Source organism: Robertkochia solimangrovi (genome assembly GCF_007279655.1).
GTDB lineage: Bacteria > Bacteroidota > Bacteroidia > Flavobacteriales > Flavobacteriaceae > Robertkochia > Robertkochia solimangrovi.
The window spans coordinates 1-14930 of record NZ_QKWN01000001.1 but is presented as its reverse complement, the minus strand read 5'-3'; the positions used below and the strand labels follow the sequence as shown (position 1 = coordinate 14930).

Genomic DNA, 14930 nt, shown 5'->3' with positions numbered 1-14930 from the left:
GACGTAATGAATAGTATAAAGAAAATAGTGTTAGCGGGAATCTCCCTGGCAAGCACACTCAGTTGTACCTCAGATTTTGAGGACGTAAATACGAACCCTAATCAGACAACAGTAGGAGAGATCCAGGCTTCGGGAATGTTTGAGCCCTTATTATATAATGGAGCCAATGCCTGGTTGAACTATACCTGGTTCTGGAACGATGAACTGATTCAGTTCACGGCTTTTACCGGTGGAACCACCAGACAGGAACATCGTTATTTTATCAGTGATGGTAACTGGCAGAGCGTATGGAATCTGTATGCACGTTATGCCAATAATGCCATGCACATGTATGACCTTAGCATGGAGCAGGATGATGAATCATTGCAGGCTATCGCTTTGACCCTGAAAGTAATGTATATGTCGAATCTTACTGATATGTTCGGGGATATTCCGTATTCGGAAGCCTTTACGGCCAGAAAGCCGGATGGAACCACCAAACCAAAGTTCGATTCTCAGAAAGAAGTTTATGAACAGATGTTCGCAGACCTTGAAACAGCCAATACGTTATATGCCGGCAACCCTGTATTTATAAAACCTGAACTGGATGGTATGTATGGAGGATCCATGGAGCAATGGAGGAAATTCAACAACTCCTTATATCTCAGGTTGCTTTGTCGTGTCAGTGGTCGGTCAGAGATGAACGTGGGGGAGAAGATGACCACGATACTGAACGATGCTGCAAAATATCCTGTTTTTACTTCCAATGCAGATAATGCAACTGTAGTGTTCTCAGGAAATGATCCTTACAGAAATGAATTCGCTGATACTAATGAAGGAGGATTTACAAGTTCAGGAAGAAAGCTGACCCGGCAACTGATCGGAATGACAGTGTTGGAGGATGGAAGCGAAAATCAGGTATATGAAGACCCAAGATTGGCCATTTTCGGGAAAAAGAACCCGAGTCTGGATTCAAATCCGGATAACAAATGGATCGGCACGGTGGCCGGTTGTACAGAAGAGGAACAAAGTTCTGTGGACCGCGGTTCTTCCTGGTTGAATGCTGCCGTTTTCTGTAGATCCGGTGCCCCCGGGTATTTTATGGACTATGCCGAAGTGCAATTCATTCTGGCGGAGGCCGCTTTAAAAGGACTTATTTCAGGAGGTGAATCTGCTGCGCAAGCTTACTACGAAACCGGGGTTACAGCATCGATGAAGAAATGGTCGGAATATGGTCAGTACAGTGAAACACCGGTTAGCATCTCCGAGGAGGATATCGCTACCTTCCTATCTTCAGAACTGGGTTCATGGGATCTTGTGTCGAATAAAGAAGAACTGATCGGTGATCAGAAGTTTCTGTCCCTTTTCTGGATCGGTATGGAAGCCTATCATGAGTACAGACGTACCGGATACCCGGAATTGACCATCGGTGCGGGTACGGTCTATAACGATCATATATTACCTACCCGTTTTGCCTATCCTACTACGACAATGGCGACCAACAACGAAAATGCAAAGGCTGCGCTTGCGCGAATGGGAGGGGATAATACGATGAAAACACCGGTTTGGTGGAGTAAACAAGCGATTGAGGAAGGAAAATAAAACAATACCTAAAAAAGACTAAAATGAATTTAAATAGAATCTTAACAAGGAAAATGAGTTTGATCGTTCCGATGCTACTTTGCCTGAGCTTTACCTTGGGACTTGTCTCGTGTAGTGATGATGATTCGTTTTCCGAAGCACCTTATTTCAGTATTGAAGGTGCTCCAACCGGACTTTCTGCTGATGTGAACGGTATTACCCAGCGATATGTCGTACGGTCGAACAGGCCCTGGAAGATCGTCGGTCAGGATGAGAATACCTGGGTAACCGCATTTCCTGATGAAGGAGCAGATGATGGAATCTTCAAATTTATTGTTTCAAAGAATGATGGATTTGAAGCCAGAGCTACCAATTTTGCCTTTATAGTGGATGGTGAAGAGCAACCTACCCTATTCCGGATAGAACAAGATAAGAATGTACCGTACCTTACCATACCAGATGCAGGATCGGGAATTACAATAGCTTCAGCAGGTGGTGAATTCGGAATTGCCGTAAATGCAAATGTTGAATGGACCTATAAGCTGTCTGATGATAGCTGGTTGTCTCAGGTTGAAGTTTCTGAAGATGAGATCAGATTATTAGCGGATGCTAATATCGGGGAAGAGCGGACTGTGTTATTGACTTTAAGCGCTCCCGGTTTTCCGGAGCTGGAGCAGGAAGTGACCATTGTTCAGTCTCCCGGAAATGTGATCCTGGAGGAAAATTTTTCCTGGCTGACCTATGGAAGCGCAGTTCCTTATGAGACTAGCGGAGAGACCCGATATGATACCTGGACACAGGAAGAAAAGGATCATGGGTGGTACAGTACACCGAACGAGGTTTCAAGTGGACAGCAGATCGTTTATGCGAGACAAGGCTTCGTGAAACTAGGAAAGACGAATTACGGAGGCGACCTGATCTCACCCAAAATGAATATCGATGGAACCGTGACGCTTAAAGTTACCTTCAAAGCAGCGGCTTATATTTCCAAGGGCGGAAATATCGATGACCGTCTGCTCAATATATCATCGTTAGGTGCAGGAGATGTAAGTGTTTCACAATTCACCATCGACAATGTGCCAAATGCAGGAGCGGATGATGATGCGGGAATAGAGAATGACATTTGGGCGGAAGACAGAGCCTATGAATTTACCATCACCGGAGCCACTTCCGAGACTCAGATCAGATTCCTGGGAGGTGATTTCGACCTTCGCGGAATAGGGCAGGGGAAGAACAGGATCTTTCTGGATGATATCAAAGTTGAGATAATCAATTAAGGCAGCTTTGATGGATCAGAAAAGAAGAGAATTTATAAAAATCGGAGGGCTTACAACGCTTGCCGGATTCAGCGGTATTGGCTTTGCCTTTTCCAGCTGCTCGAAAGAAACTGTCATCGATGAGAATAACAAACTCAAAATCACCAAGGTTTCCATACCCTCCAGTATGGATGTTTATGCGGGAGGAGCCTTGGTCATCAACGGTCAGGGATTTGAAAATGGTGATGTTCTTCAATTGGATCTGTTAACGGATGCCAGTAAGAAGTTTAGCACTTCGACTGTATCGGTTGATGCGGGATCGGTCACTTTTTCGGTTCCGGAAGAATTAACTACCGGTACGTATCAGTTAACAATTCTTCGTGGTGAGGAAAGGTTGGTACTCGGTAGTTTATTACTGAATCTTGTCGCTAACCTGAATATTCCGGATCGTGAAGGCATGACTGTAAAAGGAGTGGTGTACAGCGATGGGGTTGGGATACCAGGTGTTGTGGTTTCAGACGGGTTTGAAGTGACTGTTACAGATGGAGAAGGACGCTATTATCTGCCATCTGAGAAAAAGACCGGGTTCATTTTTATTTCTCTGCCGGGAAATTATGAAGTAGCGGCAGTAGGGAATGCGCCCCAGTACTTCAAGCGACTAAGTAATAATAAAGACGCTGTTGAGCAAAAGGATTTTTCCCTGATCAAAACTGATAATGATGATCATGTGGTGATATCCATGGCCGATTGGCATCTTGCGAATCGGAATAATGATCTTGATCAATTTACGAATAAAGTACTTCCGGATGTAAATACCACGATCGATAAATATATAGCAGAAGGGAAAAAGACTTATGTGCTTACACTTGGAGATATGACCTGGGACCTGTACTGGTATTCCAATAATTTCGGCTTGAATGATTATATCCCATACATGAATCAATTGAATACACAGGTGTTTAATCTGATGGGAAATCATGATAACGATCCGTATAAGCAAGGAGACTGGGAAGCTGAGAATGCTTACCGGGACGTACTGGGACCAACCTATTATTCCTTTAATCTCGGACAGGTGCACTATGTGGTACTCGATGATGTGGAATATCTGAATTCAGGAGGTGCTGAAGGTACGGTAGGAAACCGGAATTATAATGAGCGTATCAGTAACGATCAGATCGAATGGTTGAAAAAGGATCTTGCTACGGTTACCGATAAAAGTACACCGGTAGTGGTTGCTATGCATACTCCTTTGTATAAGAATCCCACACTGGACGAATCAGGAAATCAGGTGGATCAACTGGATCTGGCCAATGGCGGAACCCTTGTGGATTGTCTGAAGGAATTTACGAATGTCCATGTACTTAGTGGTCATACCCATATCAATTACACCGTGGAAAAGGAAGCCAATATAATGGAGCATAATACTGCGGCGATCTGCGCTACCTGGTGGTGGACAGGAAGGAATGGCTATGCAGGAAATCACATTTGTAAAGACGGTAGTCCCGGAGGTTATGGTATCTGGCAAATAAAAGGGAGGGATCTGCAATGGCATTATAAAGGTATCGGATATCAGGACGATTATCAGTTCAGGACCTATGATATGAATAATGTACATATTACAGCGGCAGCTTTTGCTCCGAATGCATCAGAAGAGGCCATGGCTGCATTTTCAGGTAGGTATTCCAGTCAGAATGCTAACAATGAAGTGCTCCTCAACGTATGGGGATATGACCCACATTGGAAGATCGAGGTTTCTGAAAATGGGAATCCGCTTGAAGTAAAGAGGATCAGGGATAAAGATCCGTTACATATCATTTCCTATGAGGCTTTTCGATTGAATGCAGGTGCAAATCCGACCGGGGCATTTATAACCGGAGAGACCGCTCACTTATTCAGTGTGAACGCCGTTGCACCGGATACAACCCTGTCGGTAAAGGTAACTGATCGATTTGGTAATGTTTTTACAGAAGAAATGGCACGTCCTAAAGCTTTCAGCCTGGATATGAAATAATACAATACATGAATAGATTTAGTTTGTAATTAGAGTTGATTTTATGATTAGTAGAGAAGCCTGCAGTTTGTGCTGCAGGCTTTCTTATTTCGCTATTAATACGTAGATCGTTCAACTTTCTGGACGGGTACCGGAGCCCATTCGCCATTCAAAACGGATTCTTTTGGCCAATACAGTCTCATTGTCAACTCGAAATTCCCTTCTTTCGGAGCTGGCAACCAGTTGGATTCTTTGTCTTTTCCCGGATTTTCAGTTTGAATATAGATATCCAGAGATCCATCTTCATTATACTGGAGCTGATCTCTGTCTCCTAAAGAGAACCTGTTGATTGGGTTAGAAGTTAACAGATTCCTGCTGTCATACATGGTCAATGACCAAAAAGCATTTACCGGTGGAATATCCTTTTTGTCAAAATGCATAATATATGTATTTCTGGCATTCAACAAATTGCCGTCACTGTCCAGCGCCGTATTCGGATATACCGCATCCTGTCGCAAATTTGCTCCGATTCCTACATAGGATACAAGTGCTCTGAAATTATAATCAGTACCGTAATTTCCCATCGATTCATTTCTGTAAAGGGAACTCCATCCATTGATCAATATACTGGGATCATTATTGGCTACTTGTTTCTTAAAGGACTGGTCTACCCATTCAGGAATCTGGGTTAATTTCTCTTTCAACTCCTTACTAAATGAATTTGTTCGGAATTTTTGCCCGGGGATGATTCCGATTGAAGCCATTTCACGAATAATTGCAGAATCTGCGACTGCAGGTGGATTATCGACCATAAGTTCAGACATTCGATTAAAATATACTGTGATTGGCATCGATTCGATATCCTTTACGGGTACGATCTTTTTATTCTCGTCAATGATCTTTCCTTTAGGGGGTGTATAATGTTTACCGAAAGATTTTAATGGAACCAACTGAAAGCCATTCTGTATGGTTTTGACTACTGTAGCACCATCTTCAGGACTATTAACCTGCGTGCGTCCCAGGATCCAGACCATATTGGTTGGGGCTTGGATTAATGTCATATTAGATGGAGTCTTACCCTGCCATTCAGGGCCTGCGATCAGAAAGTTCTGAGCTGCAGTACCCGTGGTTCTTTTTCCCGGTACGGAGAAAATATTAGTATAAGCATCCAACATCGGTAAAAGATAATATCGATCTGTTTCCGGGACCATAAGAACTAAGGGTTCATTTTTCAGATCCAACCACATGGTGGAGTAATAGGTGTCTGTATTGGCTTTTACGACCGCCGTGAATTTATCATCTGGAAATTTGCGGTTATTGGCCACCTGATTTATAGGAGCATATCCGTCATCGGTAGGGCTGATGACATTGGTGCTGACCTTTTTAGTCAGGTCCATTAATATCATGGGGTATCCATAGACATAGGCCTTTTGGGCAATAGCCAGAATTTCCTCATCTGATTTAGAATTTTCCTGGCTGGCACATGATAAAATAAAAAATAATGTTCCCAGTGACAACACCAGTTGCCGGACTAGGGCTTTGTTTATAGCTTTCATCTTTTCTGAATTTTATGGAGTTGTACATATTTACTGTTTTAGGAAATTACAACAGCCGGTTGATGGTCTTTAAATTATCTTGAGATTACCATGAAATTATAGTAACCAGGGCGAAAATTTTGAAGATAGTGCTTTAGATAACGTGGCAAGATTGTAATTACAATTCCAGGATTATAAAGATGATGCTTGTTTTGTTGGTTTATTTTTTTTACCTCGCGTTCCTTCCCTTCAGCAATAGTCGGGACTTTGGAGATAACAGAAGGATATAAGTTGATTTTGCCTACTGTATATTTACGGAAAAAAGAAAAACTAAAGTCCTGTGGCTTACAAGAAAGCCCATTTTTAAGAAGATCAGTATCAGTTCTGATCTGTTTAATGAGTAGGCCGTTTAAAATTAGTCGAGGCTTTAAAGTTTTCATTTTTAACCTCATTTAACCAGTTATTTACCTTAAAAAAGGTAAATCAATAATGGATATAAAGATACGTCAGAATCATGAATATACCTGTTTAAAATTCGTATAACTATCCCTTTTTTAAGGGTTTAGGATTAATAAATAATTAGATTGAATAAAGGGATTAATCAAGGTTTTTTGTAGTCAGTATATATTTTGTGAGAGGGGAAAGAAGTGGAATTGGCTATGGGATCCAGATTGATGAAGTGCGGAATACCTCCCTTATCTGATCGATAGTAATCTTGAGAGTAGATCTCCGTTATTGCACCTGGAGTAGCGGGTTCAAAATCCGGGTTGCAACCGCTGAGTATTGTTAGAAATAGTATTGATGTGAACCGAATTTTTAACAGGACAGGTTACTTACGATCTAGATGCCAATTTTTGAATGGCAGCTACGAAATATTTTGATTTACTGCCCGATAGACTTTTCCATCAGGATTCTCCAGACATTCATATGTAACCATTCGTCGTAGTTTTTCAAGTTTTCATACTGCGGCATTCGTACTTTGTCCGGGATCTCGAAGAAGGGAGTCCCATCAGCCATGGCCTTTTCAGTTGCAGCATACAGATCTTCAAAATAGCGAATCTGTAATTTTAAATCAGACCGGTCGCCGATAGGGCGTACATGGGCCATATAGAGTTCGTCGAACTTAAGCTTGTCGATCTCATACAGATCTTCCAACCATTGTTTTGGTTTGGCATCCGGCAGGTAGGCATACAGTACTCGATCAGGGACTACCAGATCTACGGTGAATACGGCGTTATACTCCGGAAATCGAAATACCGTCATTCCATTCCCATGATTCTGACCATAAAAATAGAGCTCGATATCCTTGCCTCCCGTTTCCAGTACGGTTTTGTCTCCGGACCAGGCAGCGTCAGGTTCTATCACATTTTCATTCGGGGTCATGTTGGCGGCCGCTTTCTCATGAGCCAGAAAAGTGGCACCCTGTTCTTTATAGATACGTCCGCCTGAATTATGATCCCAGTGATTGTGACTATAGATCACATGGGTTATCGGAAGATCGGTATGACTGCGGATGGATCGCAGGGTTTCAGAAGCGATCCTTTCATTGATAGGATCGATCACCACTACACCGTCTGGTGTGATATAGTAAAGTGAATAAACCCGGTCACCGACCAGGTAAAGGCTGTCCTGCACCTTATATTCTTTTATTTCGGATTGCGAATAACATAGATTTACGATCCCGAAGAACAGCATCAAAATGGTTGTTTTTTTCATTTTTCCCGGAGATTAAACAGTTCCAGATCTTTTAGGTTATAACGTTCCAGGCAGATGAGCAATCCGCCCAGATAGGCAGCATGTAACAGTTCAGAGGTGATGGCTTCCCAATTCTCAATGGTCGTATTTCCAAAGATGAATAAGGCCATTAATGTCAAAGACAGGTATAGGGTAACCCGTGTGAAAATGCCTGCAAGTAGCAGTAATCCGGTGATCAGTTCTATGAACGGCACACTATAACTAAAGATTGTGATCAAAAATTCAGGAAGATAGGAGGCTTGCATAAAATCAGCCATCCAGGTACTGAAGCCCTGAAGTTTCGGTAAGCGTATGAGTCCGTGCCCCAATAGTGAAAGTGCCATGGGTAGACGCAAAAAGAAGAACGTTGTTTTTTTCATTTTCATTTTTTTAGGGATACGTAAAAATGCAAAATCCAACTTCGGATGTCTTGTATATATTGGTGTCTGAATTGTACCTTCTTCTTATACCCTAACCGGGAATCCATTTAATCCGGGTAATAAGCGGAGCCATGGCTCCGGAAACGCCTTAAATTTTATTTATAGGGCATATCAGAATGGAGATAGATCTTCCATTCACCTGCCTCGTTCTTTTTCAGTATGTCGGTGTATTTCAGGTAATTTTTAATAACAACGGTATCATTGACAGGTTTCAGCACCAGGGTTCCCTGATGTCTGTGAATGGCCAGGTTACCTTCGATGATAACCTCTTCCGATTTCCAGTCTTCCATTGTGATATCGTTATTCTGGAGAAAATCGGCTACTTCCGGACGCATTGCTTCTATATCATTCATAGGTTCTGTACCAGGTGCAGAATAGATATAATCATCGGTGACATAGGAGAAGTAAACATTCGGGTCTCTACTTTCGGTGCTTTCCTTTACCCAGGTCAGGAATAGTTTTTTTATCTTCTCCTTTTCAAGACTGGTATCTGTTGTTTTGGGTGCTTCTTTACAAGCGAATAGGGTGAGCAGTGTGATAAGGGTCAGCAAGCGTGAATTTTTCATAATGGCTGTTGGTCATTAGTTAGTGGTTATACTACCGGCATAGCAGTATAGTGCTTGTGAAGTATAGATAAGCAGTGGGTACTATTAAATATAGTTTATTTATCTGAGTTTGAAAAGCGGAATTTCTGCGCTTAGGATTCGATCTTAATTCTCTTGCCGGTTTCGGCAGCCTGGTAGATCGCTTCCAGTACTTTCAGGTCTTTCCAGCCTTCTATTCCTGTGATATGATCGGGTAGATCATTTCCGGCCAGGATAACCTTTGCCATTCCGTCCATTTGTGCCGCCTGTTGATTGATCACGGGAAAATCGAATTCCTTCTCACTGGATCTTCCGCGAAAGGGTCCGTAACTTACGGCCGGACTCAATTCGAAATAACCTTTATCTGCCGATGCGAAAAAGCGATCAACGCCACAAATCGAGGTGGTGTTGGAAGTGCAAAGGGCTCCGGAGGGAAAATTAAGTTGCCAGCTTATATTCTCTTCCACTTCCTTGAAAATATCAGGTCTGGTCTTGGGCGCAAATTGCGCGGTGACCGAAACAGGCTCTTCTCCGAGTACATACCGATTGCTTTGTACACAATAGATGCCCAGGTTCATCAATGCACCTCCTCCGGAAAGTTCCTTGTTCAGATGCCAGTCACTTAAAGAAATATCCCTGATGTCATAACCCAAAGAACATTCGATGAGGTTGACTTGTCCGAATATGTTCTGTTGCCCGAGTCGCATGAGTTCCTGATGATTGGGTTCATAGTGCAGTCGGTACCCAACTGCTAATTGAACCCCGGCCTTATTACAGGCTTTGATCATTTCGAGGCAGTCTGCAGCGGTATTCGCCATGGGCTTTTCCACGATGACATGTTTACCGGCCTGTGCGGCGCGAATGGTATATTCCTTATGCATACCGTTGGGCAGGACCACATAGACCAGATCGATGTTCTTGTTGTTGACTAAATCATCATAGTTTTCATAACTGTAGATGTTCTCCTTCGGAATATTGTATTTCTGCTGCCAGCTAACCGCTTTTGAGGGTGTTCCCGTTATGATGCCGGCGAGGTGACAATATTTAGTGTCCTTAAAAGATTCAGCCAGCAGACTGGCATATCGTCCCAGGCCGCAGAGGGCGATATTGAGTTTTTTATCGGAAGGAAGGTTCAGGTTTGTTGTATAAGCTTCAAAAGAAGATAAAGTGGGTAGTAATGTGGTTGCCCCTAAACCGAGTCCAATTTTTTTAACGAATGATCTTCTGCTTGATTTTTTCATAATAGACATTTTAATGTTCGATTACCGGAAACATGAGGGGAAGATGAACCGTATACTATAAAGCTAATCAAATTAATTTTTTAATGAAGGATTAGCCAGGGCATATTCGGGGAGCATTCAACGGGGTAAATTCTTTCTGAAAAGTCGCCTTATTAGAAGAAAAGTTTGCACTCCTGCCAGGGAAATACCAAAAATAAGAGAAGCATAGGCTAAAATTCCGGTTAAAAAGAAGATACTAAATCCGGTTGCCGGTCTTGTAACATCGGCAGCAGTCACCAGTTTTCCGATTTCAGGATCGTTATCCAGAAAGAAAAATACAAGTATAAAGAGTATAGCCATGGCATATAAACCGAGGGGGTTAAACCTTAAATTCATATCCTTAAAATTATTTTTGGGTCAGTATACAAATTTATATCCAAATCCCCTCACATTATTAATAGCGATCGAAGGATCATTTTTCAGATATTTACGCAATTTGGAGATAAATACATCCAGACTGCGTCCCGAAAAATAATCGGATTCGCCCCAGAAATTGATAAGTATTTCTTCTCTGCTGACAAAGGAATTGCGGTTTCTGGCCAGTAAATGAAGCAGATCGGCCTCCCGGGAAGTGAGCTGTATTTCATAAGCTCCATGGATCAAGGTTCCCAAAGGGTATTTAAACTGATACTTACCAAAGTTAAATTCAATAGGTGATGGTACACTTGATGATATCCGCTGAAGTAAGGCTTTGATACGCACTTCAAGTTCGGCGATGCTGAAGGGTTTTTTCAGATAGTCATTTCCTCCGGTTTCAAAACCCTTGACAACATCTTTGGGTTGAGATCGGGCGGTAAGGAAAATTACCGGTGTCTGGCTATCGGTTCGACGTAAACGTTTTATGAAATCAAAGCCATCTCCATCCGGGAGCATGACATCAGCGATGATGAGTGCCGGTTTACCAAAAGCGATCTTATCATTAGCTTCCTGTATGGTAGCTACGTGTGAAATAGAGAAGCCTCTGGCGGTAAGGTTTTCACGAACGATCTCAGCCAGATTGAGTTCGTCTTCTAAGAAAAGAATATAGTTTTCATTATTGGTCATAGTTTCCATGCCAGTATTACTTTGGTGAATTCATTCCTTTTACTTTCGATCTGAATACTTCCCTTGTTCAATTCGATGAGGTTTTTCACGATGTAAAGTCCGAGACCTTGTCCTTTGACTTGATGAGCTTTCCCGGGAGCACGGTAAAACCTGTCTAATACTCTTGGAAGGTCGTCTTTAGTTATTCCTGCTCCATCATCCAAAATTTCTATTTGAAGTTCATCCGGACTTTTTTTAGAGATTATATGAATGTGGGCCGTCTGCTTCCTGTATTTGATAGCATTTTCCAGAACATTGCCCACGATGATCCTGAAATGCTTCAGGTCGGTGTACAGAAAGGGATCAGCTGAAGTATGTGTGATGCTTGTTTTAAAATTTTCAGCCTGGGTGGTCTGAAATGCACTTATGATCTTTTCGATCTCAAAGCTATAATCGAAGTTCTCCGGATTTACCGGAAGGGTTTTATTCTCATACAGGGAGAGCTGCAGTAATTCCTCAACCAGACTATTCAGATGCTGTACCTCTGACCTGGCATGCTCTAAGAACCGCGCCTTTTTTTCCGGTTCCAGCGTAATTTGTTTATCGGTCACAGTTTCCAGAGAGGCAGCGATCACGGCCACCGGTGTCTTTAGTTCATGACTGATATTACTGATGAAATCATCCTTTATTTTTGCCATTTTCTTTTCATTCAGTAAGGCTTTAAAGAGCAATACTATGCAAATAGCCGTGACCATGATAAGTAGGAGACTACTCAATATTTCCCTGGATATCTTTGAGAAAATATCGAAATGCAGGTCTGTGAATGAAGCATGTACATAACCTTCCTCAGGAGTATACCATTTATGAGTAGGGAGTGTTCGGGTGTCGATAACCTCCCGATCGGTTTGGTGATCGTAATAAAGATTAGATTGTTGCTGATATTGGAGTTGATACTGGGAATGAATAGCCCTTCTTTGTAAGTATGCATCAAATATGGGGCGAAAAGAGAGGGTATCGAATTGGAATTCTACGATCTTTTCACTCAGGTATTTGCCGAGATTCTGTGTTCTGTAATAAACAAAATGATGTTCCAGGTCGTCTTCTCTCACCTCTTGGGCATAAATGGCGGCTACTCTTTCAGGGGTGAGTTCTTTGAATTCGCCTTCAGCCGGAGTAAAGGTAATTTTATCCAGTGAATCATGTCTGTTAATGATGCTGTACTTCCATTTGTCCAATTTCTGATCGAATGCGGAGGCGATGCTGTATTCTTCCGGATTTAGAAATTCCCGGATGAGCAGTTTTTCTATCGTATCACAACGGAGCTGAAAATCCTTTCGCAGGGCATCTTCAAATGCCAGATTGATATCCCTTTCATAGTTATAGCGAACATTCCGGTAATACTTACCCACCCAGAGGAATTGCAGTACCAGCACAGAAATTATGGTCACTACCGATAATACCAACAGGAATCTGACTTTCTTATTCATATTCCAAAAATAACTTTCTGAAATTAAATTTGATACCTGTTAACATACGATAACATAGCATAACGCTCCGCTAACCTATTTTGCGATTAAGGAGCTATAGTTTAGTGGTATAAAAATAAAGACTATGCAACATTTTAAAATTTACGTCGTACTGATTTTAACTTTACTGCTTAATGGTTGGAAGAGCCAGGCACAGGGAGCGATCAGGGTTTCCCTGGGGGGATCAGGGTTTAGTGAAGAACTCAGAACCTATTTTGAATTTGAGGACATCAATTATAATACGCTATTTTTCACCGGAGACGGGATAAAAAACAAGCAGTATAGGGTAGTTCTTAAGGAATTCAGATCAGGTGTGCCGCAAGCGCCACGAATGTTGTTCGATGGGAGCGAATCTGAATATTTCAGAGTCAGTACTGACACTTTAGCCTTTAAATTACTTTCAAAGATCTCTGATGATGAGCTGAAATTGTGGATCAGGGGCGAGGGCTTTGGTTCAAAGAAGACCGTGGTATCTATTGATAATACTAAAGGAGATCTGGCTTTTCAGAGTTATACCAATGCTGATAAAGTACTTTCTTCAGATTCTGATTCGATCTGTTTATTCTCGTTTATAACCCCAAAGCGCAACGAAGATGGCTCCGGTTCCTGGTGTGATGTAACCGGCTCCGGTGTCGATCCTGAAAAGATCTTTCAGGAATTCGATATTCCTCATTATTTCCTGATTGAAATTCTGTTTACAGAGTGACCGATAATTTATGTAGCATTAAATGTACAAACATCCAAAGATTGATTGATGGTAAGTTTAGCATCGTGATTTGTGAGAACTAACGGTATCTTATATATTTGTAGGTAAAGTAATGTTAAATTAAAAAAACAGATGTATAGGAGAATATTATTTTCGTTATTCCTTTTAGTAACCATAGTGAATCTATGCGTTGCACAGGCCACCATTTCAATGACAGAAACATATAAAAAGGGAATTTACAAAACCTATGAGGAATTCCTGAATAATGAACCTTCGTTACCTCTGGATTATGAAATTAAGCATAAGAAGGTAGGGTATGGGATGTTTGCATTGGGAGGAAGTATTCCGGTTGCCTACTTAAAGGTAAAGAATAAAGAAGGTAAGGAAGTAGGTTCCATTTTTGGATTCTCCAATGGAAAGGAGGTTTATATCAATCCTTGGGCTGATGTGATGAATCCAAATGTAAGATATTACCAGCCTCAATTTATGGGGGACTTTTGTTATGTTGAATATGCTTATGTAATGAAAGTAAACAATTCCAGATCTAATTACCGACGCGAGATGGTCATTGATCTGCGTAATAAGAAAGCCGTGGAGCTAACCAAAGAATGGTTACGAGATCTTATTGCTGATGACAGTGAATTGCTAGCCGAATTCGAAGAGGAGAATAATAAAGGACAAAAACTCAGGTTATATCTGGAGCGATATTCGGAAGGTTTACAATAATGATAGTAAAGAATAAAGTTTAAATACTAATCACATAGGAGGTCATTGCCTTGATCTTTGTACCCTTCGCTCCTTTGAACTCATAATGATCGGAAAAAGCAAAGGTTTTTCCATCTTCCATTGTGAGGGAGCCGCTGGCAGCGCCCTCACGACCGTGAGATAATACCTTGTCGATCGCCAATTCTTTCACTATCAGTTTGTTCATCTGCTGTAATTCCTGTAAAAATGCTTCTTTGCCTGAAAGGGTAGTACTGCCAACAATATTCCAAACGAAATCTTCAGTAACTGCATTTATCAGATAGTCGATATCTCCTTTGGCAAAGGCGATATTGAAATCTTTCAGAAATTGCATCTTCGGTGAGTTCCCACAATCAGCTTTCATGATGATCTTCGTCATGGTTTCAGTTTTTCTATTTCATGATGAAGGTAAAAGATATTTTGTAAAGTGTAAAATCATTGGGAATTAAGAATTAATAAAGAATACCGCTTATTGCATACTGCTTCACAAGGTAACATGTAACAGCGTAAGTAAGAGGAATTGAAAATTGAGAATTAAGAATTAAGAGTTAA

Annotated in this window: 15 protein-coding genes; 5 read left to right on the top strand and 10 right to left on the bottom strand. The window is 41.6% G+C overall.

The window, feature by feature from the left end:
- The first annotated feature begins 6 nt into the window (after positions 1–6).
- From DMZ48_RS00075 to DMZ48_RS00065, 3 genes are read left to right on the top strand one after another with little or no spacing between them, the layout of a single operon-like run.
- Entirely contained in the window at positions 7–1581 is a 1575-nt protein-coding gene (locus DMZ48_RS00075) for a SusD/RagB family nutrient-binding outer membrane lipoprotein (protein WP_143953062.1), read from the top strand.
- 23 nt (positions 1582–1604) lie between these two features.
- Positions 1605–2837: a BACON domain-containing protein gene (locus DMZ48_RS00070; protein WP_143953061.1), complete on the top strand. Its 1233-nt coding sequence runs from the start codon at positions 1605–1607 to the stop codon at positions 2835–2837.
- Between the two features lie 10 nt (positions 2838–2847).
- Positions 2848–4827, top strand: a complete 1980-nt coding sequence (locus tag DMZ48_RS00065) for a calcineurin-like phosphoesterase C-terminal domain-containing protein (protein ID WP_143953060.1) — start codon at positions 2848–2850, stop codon at positions 4825–4827.
- Between the two features lie 95 nt (positions 4828–4922).
- On the opposite strand, the gene DMZ48_RS00060 is transcribed toward DMZ48_RS00065, so the two are convergent.
- The 9 genes from DMZ48_RS00060 to DMZ48_RS00020 all read right to left on the bottom strand — a co-directional run bounded on the left by DMZ48_RS00060 (position 4923) and on the right by DMZ48_RS00020 (position 12889).
- Complete coding sequence (locus DMZ48_RS00060; protein WP_143953059.1) at positions 4923–6362, bottom strand: DUF1254 domain-containing protein; 1440 nt, start codon at positions 6360–6362, stop codon at positions 4923–4925.
- A gap of 74 nt (positions 6363–6436) precedes the next feature.
- Positions 6437–6781 (bottom strand): hypothetical protein, encoded by a 345-nt coding sequence (locus tag DMZ48_RS00055; RefSeq protein ID WP_143953058.1) that lies wholly within the window; start codon positions 6779–6781, stop codon positions 6437–6439.
- A 442-nt stretch (positions 6782–7223) separates the two neighbouring features.
- Positions 7224–8057 carry an MBL fold metallo-hydrolase gene (locus DMZ48_RS00050; protein ID WP_143953057.1) on the bottom strand — a complete coding sequence of 278 codons (834 nt, stop codon included), beginning with the start codon at positions 8055–8057 and terminating at the stop codon, positions 7224–7226.
- On the bottom strand, positions 8054–8455 hold the full coding sequence (locus DMZ48_RS00045) for a DoxX family protein (protein ID WP_242009061.1): 402 nt from the start codon (positions 8453–8455) through the stop codon (positions 8054–8056). Before DMZ48_RS00045 ends, DMZ48_RS00050 begins: the two co-directional genes overlap by 4 nt.
- 155 nt (positions 8456–8610) lie before the next feature.
- A complete protein-coding gene (locus DMZ48_RS00040) occupies positions 8611–9081 on the bottom strand; it encodes a YybH family protein (RefSeq protein ID WP_143953055.1) in 471 nt (156 codons plus the stop codon).
- Positions 9082–9212: 131 nt separating this feature from the next.
- Positions 9213–10340: a Gfo/Idh/MocA family protein gene (locus DMZ48_RS00035; protein WP_143953054.1), complete on the bottom strand. Its 1128-nt coding sequence runs from the start codon at positions 10338–10340 to the stop codon at positions 9213–9215.
- A gap of 117 nt (positions 10341–10457) precedes the next feature.
- Complete coding sequence (locus DMZ48_RS00030) at positions 10458–10715, bottom strand: hypothetical protein (protein WP_143953053.1); 258 nt, start codon at positions 10713–10715, stop codon at positions 10458–10460.
- A 21-nt stretch (positions 10716–10736) separates the two neighbouring features.
- Entirely contained in the window at positions 10737–11432 is a 696-nt protein-coding gene (locus DMZ48_RS00025; protein WP_199287913.1) for a response regulator transcription factor, read from the bottom strand.
- On the bottom strand, positions 11420–12889 hold the full coding sequence (locus tag DMZ48_RS00020; RefSeq protein ID WP_143953052.1) for a sensor histidine kinase: 1470 nt from the start codon (positions 12887–12889) through the stop codon (positions 11420–11422). The genes DMZ48_RS00025 and DMZ48_RS00020 overlap by 13 nt, the downstream gene beginning before the upstream one ends.
- A 124-nt stretch (positions 12890–13013) precedes the next feature.
- Here DMZ48_RS00020 and DMZ48_RS00015 point away from each other — a divergent pair, with 124 nt between their 5' ends.
- Together DMZ48_RS00015 and DMZ48_RS00010 are read left to right on the top strand one after the other, a co-directional pair.
- Positions 13014–13634: a hypothetical protein gene (locus tag DMZ48_RS00015; protein ID WP_143953051.1), complete on the top strand. Its 621-nt coding sequence runs from the start codon at positions 13014–13016 to the stop codon at positions 13632–13634.
- Between the two features lie 132 nt (positions 13635–13766).
- Positions 13767–14360, top strand: a complete 594-nt coding sequence (locus DMZ48_RS00010; protein WP_143953050.1) for a hypothetical protein — start codon at positions 13767–13769, stop codon at positions 14358–14360.
- Between the two features lie 19 nt (positions 14361–14379).
- On the opposite strand, the gene DMZ48_RS00005 is transcribed toward DMZ48_RS00010, so the two are convergent.
- Entirely contained in the window at positions 14380–14757 is a 378-nt protein-coding gene (locus tag DMZ48_RS00005) for a nuclear transport factor 2 family protein (RefSeq protein ID WP_143953049.1), read from the bottom strand.
- Positions 14758–14930: the final 173 nt, after the last annotated feature.